Origin of the sequence: Bordetella pertussis 18323, from assembly GCF_000306945.1 — a bacterium.
In the GTDB taxonomy this organism is placed as follows: domain Bacteria; phylum Pseudomonadota; class Gammaproteobacteria; order Burkholderiales; family Burkholderiaceae_B; genus Bordetella; species Bordetella pertussis.
Map to the genome: position 1 here is coordinate 977,031 of NC_018518.1, position 23,248 is coordinate 1,000,278.

General features: G+C 67.6%; 23 protein-coding genes, 1 tRNA gene and 1 pseudogene. 20 read left to right on the forward strand and 5 right to left on the reverse strand.

Annotated elements, in window-relative coordinates:
• The first annotated feature begins 48 nt into the window (after positions 1–48).
• Both BN118_RS04640 and BN118_RS04645 read left to right on the forward strand, forming a co-directional pair.
• Positions 49–1,635: a TerC family protein gene (locus tag BN118_RS04640; RefSeq protein WP_003809992.1), complete on the forward strand. Its 1,587-nt coding sequence runs from the start codon at positions 49–51 to the stop codon at positions 1,633–1,635.
• A gap of 24 nt (positions 1,636–1,659) precedes the next feature.
• Complete coding sequence (locus BN118_RS04645; RefSeq protein ID WP_010930627.1) at positions 1,660–2,523, forward strand: undecaprenyl-diphosphate phosphatase; 864 nt, start codon at positions 1,660–1,662, stop codon at positions 2,521–2,523.
• Positions 2,524–2,730: 207 nt separating this feature from the next.
• Here the strand turns inward: BN118_RS04645 and BN118_RS04650 are convergent, their stop codons facing one another.
• From BN118_RS04650 to BN118_RS04660, 3 genes are all read right to left on the reverse strand, one after another.
• On the reverse strand, positions 2,731–3,507 hold the full coding sequence (locus tag BN118_RS04650; protein WP_019247344.1) for a UDP-2,3-diacylglucosamine diphosphatase: 777 nt from the start codon (positions 3,505–3,507) through the stop codon (positions 2,731–2,733).
• Positions 3,500–4,009 carry a peptidylprolyl isomerase gene (locus tag BN118_RS04655; RefSeq protein ID WP_003809999.1) on the reverse strand — a complete coding sequence of 170 codons (510 nt, stop codon included), beginning with the start codon at positions 4,007–4,009 and terminating at the stop codon, positions 3,500–3,502. The genes BN118_RS04650 and BN118_RS04655 overlap by 8 nt, the downstream gene beginning before the upstream one ends.
• A gap of 128 nt (positions 4,010–4,137) precedes the next feature.
• Positions 4,138–4,821: a tetratricopeptide repeat protein gene (locus tag BN118_RS04660; RefSeq protein WP_010930629.1), complete on the reverse strand. Its 684-nt coding sequence runs from the start codon at positions 4,819–4,821 to the stop codon at positions 4,138–4,140.
• A 239-nt stretch (positions 4,822–5,060) separates the two neighbouring features.
• On the opposite strand from BN118_RS04660, the gene cysS reads away from it, so the two are divergent.
• From cysS to BN118_RS04695, 7 genes and pseudogenes are all read left to right on the forward strand, one after another.
• Positions 5,061–6,521, forward strand: a complete 1,461-nt coding sequence (cysS, locus tag BN118_RS04665; RefSeq protein WP_014905569.1) for a cysteine--tRNA ligase — start codon at positions 5,061–5,063, stop codon at positions 6,519–6,521.
• 19 nt (positions 6,522–6,540) lie between these two features.
• A complete protein-coding gene (locus BN118_RS04670; RefSeq protein ID WP_003820119.1) occupies positions 6,541–7,185 on the forward strand; it encodes a DNA-3-methyladenine glycosylase family protein in 645 nt (214 codons plus the stop codon).
• A gap of 36 nt (positions 7,186–7,221) precedes the next feature.
• The gene (locus BN118_RS04675; RefSeq protein ID WP_003810007.1) at positions 7,222–8,187 is read left to right on the forward strand and encodes an acetyl-CoA carboxylase carboxyltransferase subunit alpha; all 966 of its coding nucleotides are present in this window, start codon (positions 7,222–7,224) and stop codon (positions 8,185–8,187) included.
• A 98-nt stretch (positions 8,188–8,285) separates the two neighbouring features.
• Positions 8,286–9,235: pseudogene (locus BN118_RS04680) on the forward strand (IS481-like element IS481 family transposase).
• Positions 9,236–9,364: 129 nt separating this feature from the next.
• Complete coding sequence (gene tilS / locus BN118_RS04685; protein WP_010930632.1) at positions 9,365–10,330, forward strand: tRNA lysidine(34) synthetase TilS; 966 nt, start codon at positions 9,365–9,367, stop codon at positions 10,328–10,330.
• 99 nt (positions 10,331–10,429) lie between these two features.
• Positions 10,430–11,695, forward strand: coding sequence for an aspartate kinase (locus tag BN118_RS04690; RefSeq protein ID WP_010930633.1), 1,266 nt, complete (start codon positions 10,430–10,432; stop codon positions 11,693–11,695).
• Between the two features lie 84 nt (positions 11,696–11,779).
• Positions 11,780–11,872: transfer RNA gene (locus BN118_RS04695), tRNA-Ser, on the forward strand.
• Positions 11,873–11,963: 91 nt separating this feature from the next.
• Here the strand turns inward: BN118_RS04695 and BN118_RS04700 are convergent.
• Positions 11,964–12,980: an IS110-like element IS1663 family transposase gene (locus BN118_RS04700; protein ID WP_010930525.1), complete on the reverse strand. Its 1,017-nt coding sequence runs from the start codon at positions 12,978–12,980 to the stop codon at positions 11,964–11,966.
• A gap of 343 nt (positions 12,981–13,323) precedes the next feature.
• On the opposite strand from BN118_RS04700, the gene BN118_RS04705 reads away from it, so the two are divergent.
• From BN118_RS04705 to BN118_RS04750, 10 genes are all read left to right on the forward strand, one after another.
• A complete protein-coding gene (locus BN118_RS04705; RefSeq protein ID WP_014905571.1) occupies positions 13,324–13,824 on the forward strand; it encodes a cupin domain-containing protein in 501 nt (166 codons plus the stop codon).
• 41 nt (positions 13,825–13,865) lie between these two features.
• Positions 13,866–14,180 carry an NIPSNAP family protein gene (locus tag BN118_RS04710; protein ID WP_003810016.1) on the forward strand — a complete coding sequence of 105 codons (315 nt, stop codon included), beginning with the start codon at positions 13,866–13,868 and terminating at the stop codon, positions 14,178–14,180.
• A 9-nt stretch (positions 14,181–14,189) separates the two neighbouring features.
• Positions 14,190–15,131, forward strand: coding sequence for a 3-hydroxyacyl-CoA dehydrogenase (locus BN118_RS04715; RefSeq protein WP_010930635.1), 942 nt, complete (start codon positions 14,190–14,192; stop codon positions 15,129–15,131).
• Positions 15,128–15,652 carry a TRAP transporter small permease gene (locus tag BN118_RS04720; protein ID WP_003810020.1) on the forward strand — a complete coding sequence of 175 codons (525 nt, stop codon included), beginning with the start codon at positions 15,128–15,130 and terminating at the stop codon, positions 15,650–15,652. Before BN118_RS04715 ends, BN118_RS04720 begins: the two co-directional genes overlap by 4 nt.
• Positions 15,653–15,654: 2 nt before the next feature.
• Positions 15,655–16,923 (forward strand): TRAP transporter large permease, encoded by a 1,269-nt coding sequence (locus BN118_RS04725; RefSeq protein WP_003820128.1) that lies wholly within the window; start codon positions 15,655–15,657, stop codon positions 16,921–16,923.
• A 28-nt stretch (positions 16,924–16,951) separates the two neighbouring features.
• On the forward strand, positions 16,952–17,935 hold the full coding sequence (locus BN118_RS04730; protein WP_004568037.1) for a TRAP transporter substrate-binding protein: 984 nt from the start codon (positions 16,952–16,954) through the stop codon (positions 17,933–17,935).
• Positions 17,932–18,741, forward strand: a complete 810-nt coding sequence (locus tag BN118_RS04735) for an alpha/beta fold hydrolase (protein WP_010930636.1) — start codon at positions 17,932–17,934, stop codon at positions 18,739–18,741. Before BN118_RS04730 ends, BN118_RS04735 begins: the two co-directional genes overlap by 4 nt.
• Entirely contained in the window at positions 18,738–19,541 is an 804-nt protein-coding gene (locus tag BN118_RS04740) for an aspartate dehydrogenase (RefSeq protein WP_003820133.1), read from the forward strand. The genes BN118_RS04735 and BN118_RS04740 overlap by 4 nt, the downstream gene beginning before the upstream one ends.
• Before the next feature lie 14 nt (positions 19,542–19,555).
• Complete coding sequence (locus tag BN118_RS04745; RefSeq protein ID WP_003820134.1) at positions 19,556–20,323, forward strand: SDR family oxidoreductase; 768 nt, start codon at positions 19,556–19,558, stop codon at positions 20,321–20,323.
• An 87-nt stretch (positions 20,324–20,410) separates the two neighbouring features.
• Positions 20,411–21,049, forward strand: coding sequence for a TetR/AcrR family transcriptional regulator (locus tag BN118_RS04750; RefSeq protein WP_003820136.1), 639 nt, complete (start codon positions 20,411–20,413; stop codon positions 21,047–21,049).
• 4 nt (positions 21,050–21,053) lie between these two features.
• Here BN118_RS04750 and BN118_RS04755 read toward each other — a convergent pair whose 3' ends face one another.
• Complete coding sequence (locus BN118_RS04755) at positions 21,054–22,007, reverse strand: LysR family transcriptional regulator (protein WP_010930639.1); 954 nt, start codon at positions 22,005–22,007, stop codon at positions 21,054–21,056.
• Between the two features lie 111 nt (positions 22,008–22,118).
• Here BN118_RS04755 and BN118_RS04760 point away from each other — a divergent pair, with 111 nt between their 5' ends.
• Positions 22,119–23,243 (forward strand): ABC transporter substrate-binding protein, encoded by a 1,125-nt coding sequence (locus tag BN118_RS04760; protein WP_010930640.1) that lies wholly within the window; start codon positions 22,119–22,121, stop codon positions 23,241–23,243.
• Positions 23,244–23,248 lie beyond the last annotated feature (5 nt).

The following is a 23,248-nucleotide window of genomic DNA, read 5'->3' on the forward strand; positions in this document are numbered from 1 at the left end:
TGGCATTTCCATGTACGATTACCGGTTCCAAAACTTCCGGAGCTCCTGATGGAGTGGCTGCAGGACCCCGCCGCGTGGGTCGGCCTGCTTACCTTGGTCGTCCTCGAAATCGTACTGGGGATCGACAACCTTATCTTCATAGCCATCCTGGCGGACAAGCTGCCCCCCGCGCAGCGCGACCGCGCGCGCATCGTCGGGCTGAGCCTGGCGCTGCTCATGCGCCTGGGCCTGCTGTCAGTGATGTCCTGGCTGGTCACGCTGACCACGCCGTGGTTCTCCGTGGGACCGATGTCGTTTTCCGGCAGAGACCTGATTCTCATGCTGGGCGGCCTGTTCCTACTCTTCAAGGGCACCATGGAGCTGCACGAACGCATCGAAGGCGGCCAGAGCCTGGACACAGGCGGCCCGCGCGTCTATGCCAGCTTCTGGGTCATCGTGACCCAGATCGTGGTGCTGGACGCGGTGTTCTCGCTGGATTCGGTCATCACCGCGGTGGGCATGGTGGACCACCTGGCCATCATGATGATCGCCGTCATCATCGCCATCGGCATCATGCTGCTGGCGTCCAAGCCGTTGACGCGCTTCGTCAACGCGCACCCCACGGTGGTGGTGCTGTGCCTGGGCTTTTTGCTGATGATCGGCTTTTCGCTGCTGGCCGAGAGCTTCGGCTTCAAGGTGCCCAAGGGCTACCTGTATGCCGCCATCGGCTTTTCCGTGGCTATCGAGGCGCTCAACCAGGTGGCGCGCCGCAACCTGCTCAAGCTGGACGCGCGCCGTCCGATGCGCGAGCGCACCGCCACGGCGGTGCTGCGCATGCTGGGCAAGCGCCCGCCCGCCAGCGACGAATCCGACCTGCCCAGCGCCATGCCCGCCGTGCCGGCGTTCGGCGTGGAAGAGCGCAACATGGTCAGCGGCGTGTTGACGCTGGCCGAGCGTTCCATCCGGTCCATCATGACGCCGCGCACCGATGTGTCGTGGGTCAATATCGATGATGACGCCGCCACCATCCGCCAGCAGCTGACCGCCGCGCCGCACAGTTTCTTCCCGGTGTGCCGGGGCTCGCTGGACGAAGTGGTGGGCATCGGCCGTGCCAAGGACCTGGTGGCCGACCTGATCACGGAAGGGCGGGTGCGCCGCAATCGCCTGCGCGACCCCATCATCGTGCACGAGTCGATCGGCATCCTGCGCCTGATGGACACCCTCAAGCGTTCGCGCGGCCAGCTGGTGCTGGTGGCCGACGAGTTCGGCGCCATCGAAGGGCTGGTAACGCCCATCGACGTATTCGAGGCCATCGCCGGCGAGTTCCCCGACGAGGACGAACTGCCCGACATCGTCGCCGAGAGCGAAAACGTCTGGAAGGTCGACGGCGCCGCCGACCTGCATCACCTGGAGCAGGTGCTGGAGATCGAGGGGCTGATCGACGAGTCCGAGGACTACTCCACCCTGGCAGGCTACCTGCTGGCCCGTTTCGGCCATCTGCCCAAGCCCGGCGACACCTGCGAATTCGAAGGATCCCATCATCGGCGCGTGCGCTTCGAAGTGCTGCAGATGGATGGGCGGCGCGTGGCGCTGGTGCGGGTCGAGCGCCTGCCCTACGACACCGTCGACGAAAGCGAGGCGGCCGACGCCGATTAACCGTTCTTACCCGGATACTGTTTAGTGACTGATAGCACGCTCCACCTGCTCAAGGCATTCTTTCTCGGCATCGTCGAAGGCCTGACCGAGTTCATCCCGGTGTCCAGCACCGGGCACCTGATCGTCATCGGCGACTGGATCAACTTCGCGTCCAGCTCGGGCAAGGTGTTCGAGGTGGTCATCCAGTTCGGCTCCATTCTGGCCGTGATGTGGATATTCCGGGCCCGCCTGTGGCAGTTGATCCGCGGCACCCTGACCGGGGTGCGCCAGGAGGTCAATTTCACGCGCAACCTGCTGCTGGCGTTCCTGCCGGCGGCGGTCATCGGCGCCATCTTCATCAAGTCCATCAAGCAGGTCTTCTACCACCCGGGCGTGGTAGCGGTGACGCTGGTGGTGGGCGGGTTCATCATGCTGTGGGTCGAGCGGCGCGCGCCGCACACGCCGGGCGACGCGCCCGGCGCGGCCGACGATACCGCCTCGGACGAGCGCGCCAGCGCCCATACGCTGGAGCAGATCAGCGCCAAGCAGGCGCTGGGCGTGGGCGTGGCGCAGTGCGTGGCCATGATCCCGGGCGTTTCGCGCTCGGGCGCGACCATCATCGGCGGCATGATCGCCGGGATCCAGCGCAAGACCGCCACCGAGTTCTCGTTCTTCCTGGCCATGCCGACCATGCTGGGCGCGGCGGTCTACGACCTGTACCGCAATATCGGCCTGCTCAGCCAGCACGACATGTCGGCCATCGCCGTGGGTTTCGTGGCGGCCTTTCTCAGTGCGCTGGTGGTCGTGCGCGCGGTGCTGCGCTTCGTGGCCAACCATACCTACCGCGTGTTCGCGTGGTACCGCATCGCCCTGGGCCTGGTGGTGGCCGCCTGGATCTACGCCAAATGAAAAGAGCCTGTCCCGACGGGGACAGGCTCTTTTTCCCGGCGCGGACAGATGCCGTCCTGGCCGTCAAGCGTTCATGGCGCATGACGGGGTGCCTGTCCCCGCGGGGACAGGCACCCGCACGGGCAGACGCCATCTTGCAGGCGCCAGTCCCCATGCGGGGACTGGCACCAGGATTCCTGCGAGGACAGGGGCCTCATGACGGGGCCTTCAATCTTCGTCTTCGACCAGGTCGAAGCACTGCAGGCCATCGCGGTCGATGACCAGCCAGCCGCCGCGCGGCGGATCGGCGTGGTCGCAGTCCCAGTCCGGCAGCACCCAGCGTTCGCGCTTGCGGCCGTCGACCGACAGCACATGGCGCGCCGGCCGGTGGGTGTGGCCATGCACCAGCACATCGACGTCGGCCTCGCGCAGGGCGGCCTCGACGGCCGCCGGATTGACGTCCATGATTTCCATCGACTTGGCCTGGTTGGCCGCCTGGCTTTCGCCGCGGGCCTGCTCGGCCATGGCCAGCCGCTCGGGGATGCTCTTGGCCAGGAACTGCGCCTGCCATTGCGGGTTGCGCACCATGGCGCGGAACTGCTGGTAGGCGCTGTCGTCGGTACAGTACTCGTCGCCGTGCGTGAGCAGGATGCGGCCGTAGTCGGTTTCGAGCAGCACCGGCTCGGGCAGCAGATGCGCGCCGAGCGCGTCGGCCAGCTCCTGGCCGATCAGGAAGTCGCGGTTGCCGCGGCCCAGGTAAACCGGAATGCGCCCGGCGGCCGCGCGGATGCCATGCAGCACCGCCGCCAGCCAGGGCGGCGCGGCCCGGATGACGTCGTCCCCGATCCAGGCGTCAAAGATGTCGCCCGGAAGAAGCAGGGCCGACGCCTCGTCGGCGGCGGCCTGCAGCAGTCCCAGGAATGCTTCGGCGGTGGCCGGCGTGGCCGGCCCCAGGTGCAGGTCGGAAGCCAGCCACAACGGCCCCTGCAGCGCCAGCTTATTCAAGGACTTCGGCCTTTTCGATGATCACGTCCTCGGCCGGCACGTTCTGGTGGAATCCACGGTTGCCGGTCTTGACGTTCTTGATCTTGTCGACCACCTCGGTGCCCTCGGTGACCACGCCGAACACGGCGTAGCCCCAGCCGTTGGGCGTGGGCGCGGTGAAGTTGAGGAAGTCGTTGTCGGACACGTTGATGAAGAACTGCGCGGTGGCCGAGTGCGGATCGCTGGTGCGGGCCATGGCGAGCGTGTATTTGTCGTTCTTCAGGCCGTTGTTGGCCTCGTTCTCGATGGGCGCCTTGGTGGGCTTTTGCTTCATGCCGGGCTCGAAGCCGCCGCCCTGGATCATGAAGCCGTCGATGACGCGGTGGAACACCGTGCCGTCATAGAAGCCGTCCTTGGTATAGGCGACGAAGTTTTCCACGCTCTTGGGCGCCTTTTCGGCATTCAGGGTGATGATGATGTCGCCCTGGTTGGTGTGCAGCTTGACGCGGGGATTCGTGCTCATGGATGAGGTGCCTTTTGAAGTGGGGGTGGAGTTGGCGGGCTGGGCGCCCGCGCCTGCGGGCAGCATGGCTGCCAGCGCGATCGTGCACGCCGTCAGGCGCAGCATCTTAAGCGGAAAATGGCGGGACATCATTTAGGCTGTTTATCCTTCAACAGGGATTCGATTTCCTCGACGCGAGCCTTCATGCCCGGGACGCCGCGAGCCTCCTCCTGGCGGTAGGTGCGCAGGGCCATCATCAGCTGGATGTCGCCGAGGTTGGCGCGCGCGGCGGCGTAGTCGGGATTCGCGCGCAGGGCCATCTGTAGACTGTCCTGGGCGCGTTCGAGTTCACCGCGCGAGGCATAGAGGGCCGCCAGGTTGTTCCAGGGTTCGGGCAGCTCCGGGAATTGGGTCGTCATGTCACTGTATACCGCAATGGCCTCGTCGGCGCGACCCAGCGCGGCCAGCGCGCGGGCGTGCTGGAACATCAGCTGCACGTCGGCGCCGCGCTGGCCCTTGATGGCGGCCTCGCGCCGCTCGATCAGGCTGAGGGCCTCTTCGTTGGCGCCGCGGTTGAGCAGCTCCTCGATGCGGTCGGTGATCTGCGAGGGCGTGGGGTCCAGGCGCGTGTCCACGCCGGGCTTGGCGGCCTCCAGCAGGTTGGCCAGCCCCTGCCAGCCGCCTTCGGGCGGGTAGGGGTCCAGCTTGGTCTGGTTGGCGTAGCGGTTCTTGGCCGAGCCGCCGGCCATCGATTGCGCCAGCACGGGGGCGCTGGCCGATACGGCGATGGCCAGGGTCAGGAGGGCAGTGCAAAGGCGCGGCTTGGTGGTCACGATGGCATCCGTAGTAAGGCCCGGGGAACCGCGCGCTGCGCGTGCAGTCAGGCCGCTTGCTATACTTGACGATCGCCATTTTAGCCCTGGTTGCGTTTCAGGCTCGAGCGCGGCCGTGCAGGCTGTCCGGGCCGGCGCCACGTGCCTGCCGGCGGGCCCGCCGCGGCGCCCCGGGGCAGCCTGGGCGCGGCGGCGGTGCTGCCTTGCCCGCGCAACCTTTCCAACAATTCCAGAGCGCCATGCTGCACATCTACAACACGTTGTCGCGTACCAAAGAACCGTTCAAGCCGGCCCATGCTGGCCAGGTGCGCATGTACGTGTGTGGCATGACCGTCTACGACTATTGCCACCTCGGGCACGCCCGCATGCTGGTGGCCTTCGACGTGGTGCAGCGCTGGCTGCGCGCCAGCGGGCTGGCGGTCGACTACGTGCGCAACATCACCGACATCGACGACAAGATCATCCGCCGCGCGGTCGAGACCGGCCGGCGCATCGGCGAGGTCACCGAATACTACATCGCCGCCATGCACGCGGACGAACGCGCCCTGGGCGTGCAGCCGCCCGACCGCGAGCCGCGCGCCACGCAGTACGTGGGCGAGATGCTGGACATCATCGGCCGCCTGGAGAGCAAGGGCCTGGCCTACCGGGCCGAGGACGGCGATGTCAATTACGCGGTGCGCGGGTTCGCCGACTACGGCAAGCTGTCGGGCAAGTCGCTCGACGACCTGCGCGCCGGCGAGCGCGTCGCGGTGGGTTCGGCCAAGCGGGATCCGCTGGATTTCGTGCTGTGGAAGTCGGCCAAGCCGCAGGAGCCGGACGACACCAAATGGGAGTCGCCCTATGGGCTGGGCCGCCCGGGCTGGCATATCGAATGCTCGGCCATGAGCAAGACCCTGCTCGGCCTGCCGCTGGATATCCACGGCGGCGGCCCGGACCTGAAGTTTCCCCACCACGAGAACGAGATCGCCCAGACCGAAGGGGCGTTCGGCGGCGCGCTGGCCAATGTCTGGATGCATTGCGGCCCCTTGATGGTCGACGCCGACAAGATGTCGAAGTCGCTGGGCAACTTCCGCACCATCCGCCAGACCATCGCGCAGGGTCCGCTGTCGGACACGCAGGCCGAGTACGCGGTCAATCCGCGCGAGGCCGAGATGCTGCGCTTTTTCATCGTGCGCAACCACTATCGCAGCCCGCAGAACTACGCGCCGGACAACCTGGTCGACGCGCAGAACGCGCTCGATCGGCTGTACCAGGCGCTGCAGAACACCGCGGCCGACGGCCAGGGCGTGGACTGGAGCGAGGAGCCGCAGGCGCAGGCCTTCAAGGCCGCCATGGACGACGATTTCAACAGCTCCGGGGCGGTCGCCGCCCTGTTCGAGCTGGCTTCCGAGGCCAACCGGACCGGCAGCGCGCGCGCCGCCGGCCAGCTCAAGGCGCTGGGGGCGGTGCTGGGCCTGCTGCAGCAGGATCCGCCGGCCTATTTCCAGTCGCCCACGCGCTATTCGGCCGCCGCCCGCGGGCAGGGCGCGCCCGCCGCGGCGCTGGACGCCGCCGCCATCGAGGCGCGCATCGCCGAGCGCGCGGCCGCCAAGGCGGCGCGCGACTTCGCCCGCGCCGACGCGATCCGCGCCGAGCTGCGCGCGGCCGGCATCGAGCTCGACGACAAGCCCGGCGGCCTGACGCAATGGCGTCGCGCCTGAGGCGGGGAAGCACAGCTCCATGTCCAGCGCCGATATCGTCATCGTCAAGCCCGAATACTGGGACGACGCGGTTGCGCACCTGATGCGCCGCGACCGCATTCTCAAACGGATCATCCCCCAGCACGGTGAAACCTGGCTGACCTCGCGCGGCTCGCCGTTCGTGACGCTGGCGCGCGCCATCATCGGCCAGCAGATCTCGGTCAAGGCCGCCGACGCGCTGTGGCAGCGCTTCCTGGAGACCGTGGGCAAGCGTCCCACGCCGGCCACCGTGCTGCGCGCCGGCGTGCCGGCGCTGCGCGCGGCAGGCCTGTCGCAGCGCAAGGCCGAGTACCTGGTGGACCTGGCCACCCATTTCGGGCAGCGCCTGGTGCATCCGGAGAAATGGGCCGCCATGGACGACGAGGCCGTCATCGCCGAGCTGGTCGCGATCCGCGGCATCGGCCGCTGGACGGCGGAGATGTTTTTGATTTTCAATCTGCAGCGCCCCGACGTCCTGCCGCTGGATGATCTTGGGCTGCTGAAGGCAATCTCGTTACACTATTTCAGCGGCGAGCCCGTTTCGCGCTTCGAGGCCCGTGAGGTCTCGCTGGCATGGCAGCCCTGGCGTACCGTGGCGACCTGGTATTTGTGGCGCAGTCTGGAACCGGCAGCGGTCCAGTACTGAACCGGCCAGGCCGCCCATCAACGGAACCTCACTTACATGCGCAATACTTTCCTGGAATTCGAACAACCGCTCGCCGAGCTTGAGAACAAGATCGAGCAGCTGCGCTACGTGCAGGCCGACTCCGCGGTGGACATCTCCGACGAAATCGGCCGCCTGCAGCAAAAGAGCCAGAACCTGGCCAAGGAAATCTACGGCAAGCTGACGCCATGGCAGACCGCGCTGGTGGCGCGCCATCCGCAGCGCCCGTACACGCTGGACTACGTGCGCGAAATCTTCACCGACTTCCATGAGCTGCACGGCGACCGCATGTACGCCGACGACCAGTCCATCGTCGGCGGGCTGGCCCGCTTCAACGGCTCGGCCTGCATGGTCATCGGCCACCAGAAGGGCCGCGACACCAAGGAGCGCGCCGCGCGCAACTTCGGCATGCCGCGCCCCGAGGGCTACCGCAAGGCGCTGCGCCTGATGCGCCTGGCCGAGAAGTTCCGCCTGCCCATCTTCACCTTCATCGACACGCCGGGCGCCTATCCCGGCATCGGCGCCGAAGAGCGCGGCCAGTCCGAGGCGATCGGCCGCAACCTGTACGCCATGGCCGAGCTAAAGGTGCCGGTCATCTGCACCGTGATCGGCGAGGGCGGTTCGGGCGGCGCGCTGGCCATCGCGGTCGGCAACGCCGTGCTGATGCTGCAGTACGCAACCTATTCGGTGATTTCGCCCGAAGGCTGCGCGTCCATCCTGTGGCGCAGCGCCGACAAGGCGCCCGAGGCGGCCGAGGCGCTGGCCATCACCGCGCCGCGCCTGAAGGACCTGGGCCTGGTCGACCGCGTGGTCAACGAGCCGGTCGGCGGCGCCCACCGCGACCCGCGCGTGATGGCGCGCCTGCTGCGCCGGGCCCTGGGCGACGCCCTGCGCCAGCTGCAGGGCCTGGGGCCCGAGCAATTGGTCGACCAGCGCCTGCAGCGCCTGATGTCGTACGGACGCTTCCAGGAAGTCCGCGCCTAGCTGTGAAGATTCAATAGGTTGTATGCATGGTTCATCCGAACCGGATTTGAGAAACTGGAAATCGCCACCCCCCCAGTTCACTCAAGGAGCCCGGCCGGATGAACACCCATAAGCATGCCCGATTGACCTTCCTACGTCGACTCGAAATGGTCCAGCAATTGATCGCCCATCAAGTTTGTGTGCCTGAAGCGGCCCGCGCCCATGGGGTCACCGCGCCGACTGTGCGCAAATGGCTGGGCCGCTTCCTGGCTCAGGGCCAGGCGGGCTTGGCCGATGCGTCCTCGCGCCCGACGGTCTCGCCCCGAGCGATTGCGCCGGCCAAGGCGCTGGCTATCGTGGAGCTGCGCCGCAAGCGGCTGACCCAAGCGCGCATCGCCCAGGCGCTGGGCGTGTCAGCCAGCACCGTCAGCCGCGTCCTGGCCCGCGCCGGTCTGTCGCACCTGGCCGACCTGGAGCCGGCCGAGCCGGTGGTGCGCTACGAGCATCAGGCCCCCGGCGATCTGCTGCACATCGACATCAAGAAGCTGGGACGTATCCAGCGCCCTGGCCACCGGGTCACGGGCAACCGACGCGATACCGTTGAGGGGGCCGGCTGGGACTTCGTCTTCGTGGCCATCGATGACCACGCCCGCGTGGCCTTCACCGACATCCACCCCGACGAGCGCTTCCCCAGCGCCGTCCAGTTCCTCAAGGACGCAGTGGCCTACTACCAGCGCCTGGGCGTGACCATCCAGCGCTTGCTCACCGACAATGGCTCGGCCTTTCGCAGCCGCGCCTTCGCCGCGCTGTGCCATGAGCTGGGCATCAAGCACCGCTTTACCCGACCTTACCGCCCACAGACCAATGGCAAGGCCGAACGCTTCATCCAGTCGGCCTTGCGTGAGTGGGCTTACGCTCACACCTACCAGAACTCCCAACACCGAGCCGATGCCATGAAATCCTGGCTACACCACTACAACTGGCATCGACCCACCAAGGCATCGGGCGCGCTGTACCCATCTCCAGACTCAACCTGGACGAATACAACCTATTGACAGTTCACAACTAGCGGCCGCGCGGGCTGGCCACGCCAGCCCGCCAGCGCGTCACGCCGGCGCCGCCAGCCACCATGTCCACCTCCCCCGCAGCGCCGGCTCCCTCTCTTTCCGATCTATGCCCCGCGGCCTTACGCCGGCCGGTGGCGGCCGCCCTGCGCGCCCTGGATCCCGCGCCGGCGCGGCTGGCCGTGGCCGTCAGCGGCGGCGCCGATTCGGCCATGCTGGCCGTGGCGGCGGCCGCGGCCTTGCCGCCCGGCTGCACGCTGCGCCTGTTCCATGTCCACCACGGGCTGCAGGCGGCGGCCGACCAATGGGCCGCGCAGGTGCGCGGCCTGGGCGCGCTGCTGGGCGTGCCGGTGGACGAGGCGCGCGTCACCGTGCCGCCGGGCCAGGGGCTGGGCATGGAGGCCGCCGCCCGCCTGGCGCGCTACCAGGCCTTGGCCGGGCTGGCCCGCCAGCATGGCGTGCGGCATATCCTGCTGGCGCATCACCGCAACGACCAGGCGGAGACCGTCCTGCTGCGCTTGCTGCGTGGCACCGGCCTGCAGGGCATGGCGGCCATGGCGCCGTTCAGCGAGCGCGATGGCGTGGCCTACCTGCGACCCTGGCTGGACGTCGACCACGCAGCCATCCTGGCGCTGGCCGGCGCGGTGCGCGCGCAGTGCGGCTGGCAGGCGGTGCAGGACCCCACCAATACCGACCCGCGCTATGCGCGCGCCGCCGTGCGCACGCAGCTCGCCCCGGCGCTGGACGCGCGCTGGCCCGGCTGGCAGGCCATCGTGGCGCGCCATGCGCGCCAAATGGCCGAGGCGGCCGAGATCGTGGCCGAGGTGGCGCAGGCCGATTTCGCTACGCTGGAGCCGGCCGATGCCGGCCGCAGTTTTTCGCTGGCGGCCTGGCGCGGCCTGTCGGCGGCGCGCCAGGCGCAGGCGTTGCGGCACTGGCTGGCCAGCCAGGACGCGCCGATGCCGACCGAGGCGCGGCTGGCGGAACTGCAGCGCCAGTTGCGCCAATTGCACGCGCTGGGCCACGACCGCCACTTGCGCTGGCAACACGCGGGGCGCGTCGTGCGCTGCGAGCGCGGCCGCGTCTGGATCGACGATTAGGGCCTGGCGCGCCGGCGCTGCGCAAATTTTTACCGTCGCGTTAAAATACTCAGCTTTGCCCGCCCAGACCCTATGCGGGCTTGTCAGCCAGAGTACGAGATGTCCCTGATCGTTCAAAAGTATGGCGGTACTTCGATGGGCTCGGTCGAGCGCATTAAGAACGTGGCGCGCCGCGTCGCGAAGTGGCATGCTGCCGGCCACAAGGTCGTGGTGGTGCCGTCGGCCATGGCGGGCGAGACCAATCGCCTGCTGAGCCTGGCGCGCGAAATCAGCCCGCAGCCCGACGGCCGCGAGCTCGACATGATCGCCGCCACCGGCGAGCAGGCCAGCAGCGGCATGCTCGCCATCGCCCTGCAGGCCGAGGGCGTGCCCGCGCGCAGCTACGCGGGCTGGCAGGTGCCGGTGCGCACCGACTCGTCCTATACCAAGGCCCGCATCAAGTCGATCGACGACAAGCGCGTGCTGGCCGATCTGGACGCCGGCCGCGTGGTCATCGTGACGGGGTTCCAGGGCGTGGACGACGACGGGCACATCACCACGTTGGGCCGCGGCGGTTCGGATACCTCGGCGGTGGCCGTGGCGGCCGCCATCAAGGCCGACGAGTGCCTGATCTTCACCGACGTCGACGGCGTATACACCACCGATCCGCGCGTGGTGCCGGAAGCGCGCCGCATGGCGGTGGTGTCGTTCGAGGAAATGCTCGAAATGGCCTCGCTCGGCTCCAAGGTGCTGCAGATCCGCTCGGTCGAGTTCGCCGGCAAGTACCATGTTCCGACCCGCGTGCTGTCCTCGCTGACCGACCCGCTTATCCCGCTCGAAGAAGAAATGCGTTCGGGCACGCTGATTACTTTTGAGGAAGACGAAAAAATGGAAGCCGCCGTTGTCTCCGGCATCGCCTTCAGCCGCGACGAAGCCAAAATCACCCTGCTGGCCGTGCCGGACAAGCCGGGCATCGCCTATTCGATCCTGGGCCCGGTGGCTGCGGCCAATATCGATGTCGACATGATCGTGCAGAACCAGTCGGTGGCCGGTACCACCGACTTCTCGTTCACCGTCAATCGCAACGAATACCAGCGCACGCTGGACCTGCTCAAGCGCGAGGTCATCCCCGCAGTGAGCGCGCGCGAACTGGTCACCGACGAGAAGGTCGCCAAGGTGTCGATCGTCGGCATCGGCATGCGTTCGCACGTGGGCGTGGCCAGCCTGATGTTCCAGACGCTGTCGCAGGAAGGCATCAACATCCAGATGATCAGCACCAGCGAGATCAAGACCTCGGTGATCATCGACGACAAGTACATGGAACTGGCCGTGCGTTCGCTGCACAAGGCATTCGGCCTGGACCAGGTCCCGGGCGATCAGGTCTAAGAAAGGATCGGCACGATTTTTCGCTGTTCGGGGCAGGGCGCCTGCAGACGCAGTGGAAATCGTGCTAGAATCCTCGACTCTTTTGGAGATGTGCCCGAGAGGCTGAAGGGGCTCCCCTGCTAAGGGAGTATGTGGCTAAAAACTGCATCGTGGGTTCGAATCCCACCATCTCCGCCAAAGATCAAAAAGGCCCTTGAGCAATCAAGGGCCTTTTTCTTTTGCGGCGCGGCGGTGCCTGTCCCCGCGGGGACAGATACCGTCTTGGCAGTCAACCGTTCATGGCGTAATTGGGCTGGTAGGGGATGCGGTTTTTGAGGACCCCGAAGCACAGATGCACCAGTTTTCTCATGGCCGCGCCCAGCGCGGCCTTTTTGCTTTTTCCTGCTTTGAGCAGGCGCTGGTAAAGGGCGCGGATGTGGGGGTTGTGGCGGGTCCCAACCAGGGCCGCCATGTATAACGTGGCGCGCACCTGGGAGGGGCCGGCTTTGGACAGGCGTGCGCAGCTGTTCAGACTGCTGCCGGATTGGCGCTGCACAGGGACCACCCCGAGATAGGCGGCCAGGCTCTGGGCGGAGTCGATATGCCGATTGTGCATGACGGCCAGGATGGCGTTGCCGGCCTGAGGCCCGATGGCGGGGATGGAGTTCAGCAGCTCGCAGTCTTGCTTGAGGTCGGGGTGGTTGTCGATGTGCTGATCGATCGCCCGCTCGATTTGTTTGATCTGTTCGCGCAAGAACGCGATGGCCTTGTCGATGGAACCATCGACCAAGGGCGCCGAGGGGCTGAACTGGCTCTTCTCTTTGCGATTGAGCTCACGCAACAGATCCTTGCTCAGCGCCTCGCGTCGCGTCAACAAGGCGCGCAGTTGACGCGCATGCAAGGGCGCCGGGTGCCACAGCGCCGGGCTCAGCGTCTGTCCATAGCGAGCCAGCACGTAGCTGTCGAGCGCATCATTTTTGGAGCGCAGCGCCAAGGCCTTGGCAAAGTCCCGGGCCTGGGCGGGATTGACCAAAGAGACCCGGACCTGGGGCAGCGCCGTGGCCGCTTGCTCGTGATACAGACCCGTAGGCTCCAGGATGGCGTGCAACTGCGCCGGCTGTGCGCCGTGTTTGGCGCACCACGCCAGCAGGGCTTGTACGCCCGCGGCGGTGTTGACCACCACCTTGGTCTTACGCTTGTCAGCCTCAGCCGTCAGCAACGTGCAATCCAGCTTGGCCTTTGATACATCAATACCTATGAAAACATGGACTTGGCCTCCTGCAGATAACAAACTGCTGTCAGCCACTGCGCCCACTTGCCTTGTACATACAGGGTCCTCGCCCTACGATACCGTCCAGTGTCTCGCCGGCCCAGCAGTGCGCTGCCGAGCCGCTATCTGTCCCACAAAGTCCTCGCTTTGGGCACCAACTCGCGGTCATCGGCGTGCGGTGGTGATAGCTAATCACCACCGGAGGAAAGATACAAGGCACCTGCAACCGAGCCACATCGGACGCATGGAGTCCGAGTTGCGCGCACGCTACGAATAACTGCCTGTCCTGACATAATTGTCAGTTTTTCGGGAATTCCCTAGTATTGCCCGCGCTTGCTCGTCCATATACTGACTGTCATGTCAGTAAAACGAGCGCAATATGAAACAGCAGCATGAGCCCGGCATCGCCGTGGTGGTGGGGCCGGACGAGGGCGACAGCTTCTGGCAGCCGGTGCCGGCCAACGGCTTCGTGCGCACCTTGCTCAACCGCGCGAACACCGGCGCCTCGGTCGATTTCAGCGCCGGCACCCAGACGGTCGCGCCGGGCTGCCACGTGCGCGAGCACTTCCATGACGACCGCGAGGAAGTGATCTTCATCACCGAAGGGACCGGCACGGCGCTCATCGACGGCGTCGAGCATCCGCTGGCCCCGGGCGCCTGTCTGTTCCTGGGCAAGTCGCGCAAGCACAGCTTTCTCAATGCCGGGCCCGAGCCCCTGTCGTTCTTCTGGATCCTCATGCCGGGCGGGCTGGACGACTTCTTTCGCCAGATCGGCCGCATGCGCCAGCCGGGCGAACCGGCGCCGCAGTCGTTCGCGCGCCCGGCCGACATCGACCGCATCGAAGCCAATACGGTGTTCGGCTGGACCGCCAAGTCCTGAGCCGCTCGTCCCGTTTCACCTCTACCAGTACGGAAGTTCCAGTGTTTATCGAAGAACGCGATTACCGCATCAAGCCGGGCAAGGCCGGCCTTTTCGTGGCCACCTACGAAGCGCACGGCCTGGCGCTGCAGAAGAAGTACCTGGGCCGCTTCCTGGGCTATTTCATGTCCGAGATCGGCGAGCTCAACCACGTGGTGGCCTGGTGGGCCTACGACAGCCTGGATGAACGCGACGCGGCCCGCTCGCGCATGCTGGCCGATCCCCAGTGGCAGGCGTACCTGGAGCGGGTGACCGACCTGATCGATCTGCAGCAGACCCGCATTCTCAAGCCGGTTTCGTTCTCGCCCATCCAGTAACAAGCCATCATGAATCACGTAGCAGTAATCGGGGGCGGCATCATCGGCGCCTCCTGGGCCATTGTGTTCGCGCGCCGCGGGTTGGAAGTGACCATCGTCGAGCGCGACGCGGCCTGCCTGGCCGGACTGCCGGCGCGGCTGGCCGGCATGATCGAGCGCAGCGCGTCCTTGTTGCGGGCGGGCGAGCAGCCCGGCGACGTGGCGGCGCGCATCGGCGCGACCGACGCGTTGGCGGCGGCGGTGGGCCGCGCGGATTACGTGCAGGAAGCGGTTTCGGAGAACCTGGCGTTCAAGCGCACGCTGTTCGCCGAACTGGACGCGCTGGCGCCGGGCCATGCGCTGCTGGCCAGTTCGACCTCGACCTATGGCGCCAGCCAGTTCACCGAGGCGCTGGCCGGGCGCGCGCGCTGCCTGGTCGCGCATCCCATGACGCCGCCGCATCTGTCGCCGGTGGTGGAGATGGCGGCGTCGGCCTGGACCGACCCGCAGGCCCTGGCCGGCGCCGAGACGTTCATGCGCTCGCTGGGGCAGCATCCGGTGCGCATCAGGAAAGAGATTCCGGGCTTCGTGCTCAACCGGCTGCAAGGCGCCTTGCTGATGGAGATGTTCCGCGTGATCGCCGACGACGTGATTTCGCCGGCGGACGCCGACGCCCTGATCAGCCAGGGGCTGGGCCTGCGCTGGGCGACGCTGGGGCCGCTGGAGGGGGTGGACCTGAATGCGCCGGGCGGGATTGCCGACTACCTGCAGCGCTACGGCCACATCTTCAATGACATGGCGGCCGGCCAGGGCTTGCCCGCGCCGGTCGATGCCGAGCTGATCAGCGCGCTGGATGGCGCGATGCGCGCCGCGCTGCCGCTGGAGCGCCTGGAGGCCAAGCGCGGCTGGCGCGATCGCGCCATCGCCGGCGTACGGGTGGCGCTACACGATTACACAGGGGAAAAACCATGAAATTGATCAGGGCCGTCGATGGCCTGAATCGCCTGGCGTGCTGGCTGATGGCCGGACTGATGCTGGGCATGACATTGTGCACGCTGTGGCAGGTGTCGGTGCGCTTCCTGCTTACCGGGCTGGGCTGGAACGTGGCCGCGCCGTGGAGCGAAGAGGTATCGCGCTACCTGATGATCTGGATCATCTTTCTCGGCGCCGGCGTGGCCTGCCGCAAGGCGCAGCTGATCGCGCTGGAGCTGGTGGTGACGCTGCTGCCCGCGCCGCTGGGGCGCGCGCTGCGCTTTGCCGCGCTGCTGGGCTGCCTGGTGTTCTTCACGCTGATGATCTACCTGGGCCTGGAGTTCATGGAGTTCGGCGCGATCGAGACCAGCCCGGTGCTGTCCATGCCCAAGACCTGGATCTACCTGGCCATGCCGGTGGGTTTCGGACTGATGTTCCTCAACACCGCGACGCTGATCGCCGAATGCCTGCTGCAAGGCATCGACATCCGCCACGCCAGCCAGCAAGAAGCCCAGGAGTAATCATGCTTTCAGCCGTTGTTCTGCTGTTGCTGCTGTTCGCCGCCAGCATCCCCGTGGCCCTGAGCCTGGGCATCGCGCCGCTGCCGGCGCTGCTGGCGCGCGACGTGCCGTTGCTGGCCGTGCCCCAGACCATGTTCGAGTCGATGGACTCGTTCGCGCTGATGGCCGTGCCGTTCTTCGTGCTGGCCGGGCGCCTGATGCAGACCGGCGGCATCGCCGGGCGGCTGATGGACCTGGGCCTGGCGCTGATCGGCTGGGTCAAGGGCGGCCTGGGCGGCGCCGCGGTGCTGACCACCATGTTCTTCTCGACTATCTGCGGCTCGTCCTCGGCCACCACCGCGGCCATCGGCTCGGTGATGATTCCCGAGATGGAGCGGCGCGGCTATCCGCGTCCGTTCGCCGCGTCGGTGGTGGCCTCCAGCGGCGAGCTGGGCGTGATCCTGCCGCCGTCGGTGCCGATGATCATCTACGCCATGCTGACCGGCACGTCGGTGGCGCAGATGTTCGTGGCCGGCATCCTGCCCGGCCTGCTGATCGGCCTGTCGCTGATCATCACCATTCTCATCATGTCGCGCCTGGGCGATTACGGCGGTTCGCAGCGCGTGAGCGTGGGCGAATGGGCGCTCAACGTCTGGCGCGCGCTGCGCCGGGCCAGCCTGTCGCTGCTGATGCCGGTGATCATCCTGGGCGGCATCTACGGCGGGCTGTTCACCGCCACCGAGGCCGCGGTCGTGGCGGTGGCCTATACCTTCGTGGTCAGCGTGTTCATCTACCGCGAAATCAAGTGGAAGGACCTGCCCGAGATCTTCTGGTCGTCGGCGGTGACCTCCGGCATCGTCCTGTTGATCGTGGGCTTCGCGTCGGTGTTCGCCTATGTGCTGTCGCTCTACCAGGCGCCGCAGCAGGTGGCCGCGCTGTTGCTGGGCGTGTCCGACAACCCGCTGGTGTTCCTGCTGCTGGTCAACATCGCGCTGCTGGTGGTGGGCCTGTTCATGGAGACCTTCGCGGCGATCCTGATCCTGGCCCCGGTGCTGGCGCCGGTGGCCGTCAGCCTGGGCATCGACCCGGTGCATTTCGGGCTGATCGTGATCGTCAACCTGGCGGTGGGCATGGTCACGCCGCCGGTCGGGGTGAACCTGTTCCTGGTATGCGGCATAGCCCGCGTGTCGATGGAGCGCCTGATGCGCCCGCTGTCGGTATTCCTGGGCGTGCTGCTGCTGGACCTGATCATCATTACCTACGGGCCGGTGCTGTACGCCCGCTTTTTCTGAACCCTGTCACTTCCCAAGGAAGCGCAACATGAACGTCGTGAAATCCCTGTTTGCCGCGCTCGCACTGGCCGGCGCCTCGTTCGGCGCCAGCGCCGAGCCCATCCAGATCAATATCGGCCACGCGCTGGGCGACACCAGCTCGTACCAGGTGGCCGGCCTGCATTTCGCCGAGCTGATGAAGCAGAAGGTGGGCGACAAGGTCAAGGTCACCCTGTATCCGTCCGGCGGATTGGGCGGCGAGCTCAAGCTGGTGCAGGGCGCGCGCACCGGCGTGGTCGATGCGATGATCATCGCCCAGGCCTCGCTGGAGAACACGGTGCGCGAATACCGCGTCCTGTCGCTGCCGTACCTGTTCACCGACTACGAAGAGGCCAACCGCATCATGCAGGGCCCGGTTGGCGATCGCCTGCTGGACGTGCTGCCCAAGTACAACATGGTCGGGCTGGGCTGGGGCGCGGTGTATGCGCGCAGCCTGGCGTCGATGAAGCCGGTTCCCGACCTGGCGGCGATGAAGGGCCTGAAGGTGCGGGTCATCCAGTCGCCGGGCTTCGTCGAGGCCTATCGCGCCCTCGGTTCGCAGCCCACGCCGACCGCCTACGCCGAACTGTTCCTCAGCCTGCAGAACGGCGTGGTCGACGCCGCCGAACTGAGCCCCGACCAGACCGTGGCCGATGGCTTTGCCGAAGTGATCAAGTATTACTCGGTGACCGCCGCCCACCAGCTGCCCAGCCTGTTCATCATCTCCAAGGCCAAGTTCGACCGCCTGCCCGAGGACGTGCGCAAGGCTGTCGAGGAAGCGGGCCGTGAATCCATGCAGGTGGCGGTGAAGTTCCAGGACCAGAAGCTGGCCGAGGCGTTCGACGTGCTCAAGCAGCGCGGCGTGCAGGTGCAGTACCCCGACCAGGCGCCGCTGCGCGAGGCGGCCCGTGGCGCGTGGGATCAGATCGCCAAGGCGGCGCCGGGCGGCGAGCAGTTCCTGGTAGAGATCGAAGCGGCCCGCGCGGCCAAGTGATCCGGCAGCGCATGACGGATTTCACCGTGATCCTGCCCGACGGCGCGCGCCTGGCGGCGCGCGAGACGGGCGCGGGCGAGGCCGTGCTGCTGGTCAGCGGGCTGGGCGGCACGGGCGCCTTCTGGACGCCCGTGGCGGCCGGCCTGCAAGGGCGGCGCTGCGTGGTGTTCGACCAGCGCGGCGTGGCCGGCTCCACGCGCGGCGATGCCGCGGTGGACATCGCCCGGCTGGCCGCCGACGCCTGGGCCGTGCTGGATGCGCGCGGCATCGAACGCGCCCATCTGGTGGGGCATTCGACCGGCGGCTGCATCGTGCAGGAGATGGCCCTGTCGGCGCCCGCGCGGGCGGCCAGCCTGGTGCTGGGCGGCACCTGGGGCGGGCGCAACGCCTATATGCAGTCGCTGTTCGCCATGCGGGCCGCGCTGCTGGCGGCGTCGCCGGCGCTGTACGAGCAGGCGGGCGCCTATCTGTCGTATCCGGCCGCCTGGTTGCTGGCGCATCCCGAAGCCGTGCCGGCGGCGGCAGCGCCGTGGCCGGCGCAGCGGGTCGCCGTGGTGCGCGAGCGCATCGCCGCCTTGCTGGCGTACGATCGCCTGGACGATCTGCCGGGGCTGGACGCGCCCGCGCTGGTGCTGGGCGCGCGCGACGACCAGATCGTGCCGTTCGCGCTGCAGCAGCAGCTGGCGCGCGTGCTGCCGGGGGCGCAATTGCGCCCGCTGGAGCATGGCGGCCATTTCTTTCCCATTGTGCGCGGCGCCGATTACGTCGCCGCGCTGCTCGATTGGTTTGGACATCATTCCCTATGACGCATCGCATTGCATTCATCGGCCTGGGCGCCATCGCCTCGGACGTGGCCGCCGGCCTGCTGGCCGACGCCGCGCAGCCGTGCCAGCTGGCCGCGCTGACGCGCAACGCGGCGGACCTGCCGCCCGCGCTGGCCGGGCGCGTCGCCTTGCTCGACGGCTTGCCCGGCCTGCTGGCCTGGCGTCCCGACCTGGTGGTCGAGGCGGCCGGCCAGCAGGCGATTGCCGAGCACGCCGAGGGCTGCCTGACGGCCGGCCTGGACATGATCATCTGCTCGGCCGGCGCGCTGGCCGATGACGCCCTGCGCGCACGCCTCATCGCCGCGGCCGAGGCCGGCGGCGCCCGGATCCGCGTGCCGGCCGGGGCGATCGCCGGTCTGGACTACCTGCAGGCCGTGGCGGGCCGCGACGACGCCGAAGTGGTGTACGAATCGCGCAAACCCGTGGCGGCCTGGCGCGCCGAACTGCCCGGCATGGGGATAGACCCGGATACGCTGGCCGAAAGCCGCACGCTGTTCAGCGGACCGGCGCGCGAGGCGGCGCTGCGCTTTCCCAAGAATCTGAACGTGGCGGCCACGCTGGCGCTGGCCGGCATCGGCATGACGCGCACGCGCGTGGAGGTGGTGGTCGATCCGCAGGCGCGCGGCAACCAGCACCGCATCCAGGTGCGCAGCCCGTTGGGCGAGATGCAGATCGAGCTGGTCAACGCGCCGTCGCCGGCCAATCCCAAGACTTCATGGCTGGTGGCGCAAAGCGTGCTGGCCACGATCCGCCGCCATCTGGCGCGCTTTACCATCGGCTGAGCCGGGAGCAGGACATGACGCAACGCTTATCCGGCAGGATCGCCATCGTGACCGGCGCGGGCTCGGGAATCGGCGAGGCCACGGCCCGCCTGATGGCGCGCGAGGGCGCGGTCGTGGTGGTGGCCGACAAGGCCATCGAAGCGGCCGAGCGCGTCGCGCAGGCCATCGTGGCCGAGGGCGGACGCGCCGAGGCGCGCCAGGCCGACGTGGGCGAGGCGCAATCGGTGCGCGCCCTGGTCGACGCCGTGGCGGCGCGCTGGGAGCGCATCGACGTGCTGGTCAACAATGCCGGCTACGGTATCGCCGCCACCGTGGTCGATACCGACGAGGCCGACTGGTCGGCGCTGATGCGCGTCAACGTCGACGGCGTGTTCCTGGGCTGCAAGTACGTCATCCCGATCATGCAGCGCCAGGGGGCCGGCGTGATCGTCAATACGGCGTCGGCGGGCGCGCTGGTGGGCTTGCGCCAGCGCGCCGCGTATTGCGCCTCCAAGGGCGCGGTGGCGGCGCTGACGCGCGCCATGGCGCTGGACCACGCCACCGAGGGGATCCGCATCAACTGCGTGGCGCCGGGCACGATCGAGTCGCCGTACTTCCGCGAGATCTACGCGCGCAGCGACGATCCCGAAGCCTTGCGCGCCAGCCTGGCGGCGCGCCAGCCCATGAACCGCCTCGGCCAGCCCGAGGAAGTGGCGCGCGCCATCGTTTTCCTGGCCAGCGACGACGCCTCGTTCGCCACCGGCAGCACGCTGGTGCTCGACGGCGGCCTGACGGCGGCGTAGCCGAGCGCGCGCAACAGGCCCTAGAATGCACTGTTTGCCGTGGCGCGGCGGGCCGCCCGGCATGACATCGGAGGAGGCAAGGACACGGTGAAGGCAACCCCGGCTCAGGTTCCCATGAAAGAGCGCATCAAGGAAGTCGCCACCGATATGCTGATCGCACACGGCAGCTCGGGCTTTCGGTTTCAGCAGATCGCCCAGGCGCTCGACTGCACGCGCGGCAATATCCACTATCACTACCGGCACAAGCACGAGTTGGTGGAAGACGTCACGATCGAGTATTGCCAGCGTACGATCGGCCATTTCGACCAGATCTGGCTGTCGGACTCCACGCTATCGCAGAAGATCCAGCTCAGCATGCAGTTCAACGAGATGCGCTATCTCAAGCGCAACCCGCAGGGCGACACCAGCCATCCCTGGAGCCTGATCGCCCGCATGCGCCTGGAAAGCGCGCTGATCACGCCGGCGGCGCGCGAGGCGCTGGCGCGCTATTCGCACGAGCTGCAGCGCAGCGTGGTGGCGGGGGTGCGCCGCGCGGTCGAAAAGGGCGAGTTGCGGCCCGATACCCCGGTGGAAATGGTGGCCCTGCCCATCATCGAGATGGCCAACAGCGCCGATCCGATCACCCGCGACGCGGGCCGTTTCGACCGTTTGCGCCAGATGTACCAGGCCGTCGACCGGCTGATCCACGACGCCTACGGGATGGCGGGGCACAGGCCGGCGCCTTGAGCGCCTAGGCCTGGAAGCTGTCGGGCCGCGCCTGCAGCACGACCGCGCGGTAGGCTTCGAGCAGCAGTTCGGCATGGCGCGTGAGCGGGCGCAGGCGCGAGCGCACGATGCGCGAGCGCACCGGCAGCGCCGGCAGGAAGGGCTTGATGACGAAGCCGGTGGCGCCAAAGGGCGCGATGGCGGCCGGCTCGACCAGCCCCACGCCCACGCCGGCGCGGATCAGGGCCAGCAGGGCCGCCGACGAGGTGACTTCCACCGCCACCGGCATGCGCACGCCGGCCGAGGCGAAGGCCGTCTCCAGCATGGCGCCGAAGTTGGTCTGCGGCCCGTACGAAAGAAAGGTCTCGTTCCTCAGGTCGTGCGCGGCGACGTGCGGCAGGCCGGCATAGCGGTGGCCGGCCGGCGCCACGCACACCACATGCTGCAGGCCCAGGTCTTCATTGAGCGTGGACACCGACGGGGTGATGTCGTGCACCAGGCCGAAATCGGCCTGGCCGCTCTGCACGCGGTCGACGATGGGCTGGTTGGCCAGGATCTCGACCGTGACCGTGATGCCCTGGTAGCGCTCGCGCAGCCGCTTGATGGCCTGCGGCAGGAAGGTCGTGGCCTGCGTCGGGATGGCGGCCACGTTGACATGGCCCGTGTCCGGGTCGGCCAGGCTGTTGATCTGGCGCTGCACCACCCCGTAGGCGCCGTAGAGCTGCTCGACGCTGTCCTGCAGGCCTTGCGCGTGCGGCGTGGGCACCAGCCGCTGGTGCTGGCGCTCGAACAGGCGCAGCCCGGTGTCGTCCTCGAGCTGGCGCAGCATCTTGCTGGCGGCCGATTGCGTCATGCCCATCAGCCGGGCCGCGCGCGACACCGAGCTGGTGATCATGATCGCATGGAATACGCCCAGTTGCGCAAAGCTGGGCTCGTGCAGCGCCTTGGGCTTGGCCAGGCCGACGGGTAAGGGTGACATCAGGGGGAGACCTAGGGATAGTACGGACAGGTGCAAAACTCATATATTGCATGAAGCCGGCCCGGTGATCACTATGGTTTTTCCCCAAGTTCCCATGCGAGGACGCATACCATGAAGATGTCTGTACCGCAGGATGGCTGGCTGGCCGACGCCGCCGAACTGGCGCTGCAATCTCCCGGACTGACGTCGGCGCGCCGACGCCAGCTGTTGGGCATGCTGGGCGCGGCAGGCCTGGCGTCGCTGGCGCCCATGCGGCCCGCCGCGGCCGCCGCCGACCGCATCGTCGTGTACAACTGGGGCGGCGACGCCATCAAGAACCAGCCGCTGGTGTGGGGCAAGCCGTACGAGAAGGCCACCGGCACCAAGGTCGAGTTCGACGGCACGGGGCCGTCGTTCGGCAAGATCCGCACCATGGTCGAGTCCCGGAACGTGGCGTGGGACGTGTGCGACGCCAACCTGGCCGCGGGCCACTCGCTGGGCAAGCGCGGCTACCTGGAGCCCATCGACTACAGCGTGGTCGACCGCAACAAGGTGCGCCCGGGCTTCAGCAGCGAATTCGGCGTCTCGCATTTCATCTACAGCTTTGTGCTGACCTACGACAAGAAGGCCTTTGGCGACCGGCCGCCGCGCACCTGGGCCGACTTCTGGAACACCAAGGACTTCCCCGGCACGCGCATCCTGCCCGACCGGGTGCTGGCCACGCTGGAAGCGGCCCTGATGGCCGACGGCGTGCCGGCCGATGCGTCCCAGCTGTATCCCATCGACGAGCGGCGCGCGCTGGACAAGATCGCTGCCATCAAGGACAAGACCATTTTCTGGAAGACCGGCGCCGAGAGCCAGCAGCTGCTGCGCCAGGGCGAGGCCACTATGGGCCTGGTCTGGCATACGCGCGCCACCGTGATGCGCCGCGAACCGGGGTCGACCATCGATTTCACCTGGAACCAGGGCATCCTGATCCCGGCGGGGTGGCTGGTGCCCAAGGGCAACCCGGCCGGCCGCAAGGTGTTCGACTTCATCGCGTCGACGCAATCGCCTGAAAGCCAGATCGAACTGCTGCGCCTGATGGGCAACGGCCCGGCCAACCCGGCGGCCAACGCCCTGGTGCCGCCCGAGCTGCGCCAGGACAACCCGACCGACGAAGAGAACTTCCGCCAGCAGGTGGTGGCCAACTACACCTGGCATGGCGATAACCAGGACCGCATCTACAACGAGTACGTCAAGGTGATCACGGGCTGAGCAAC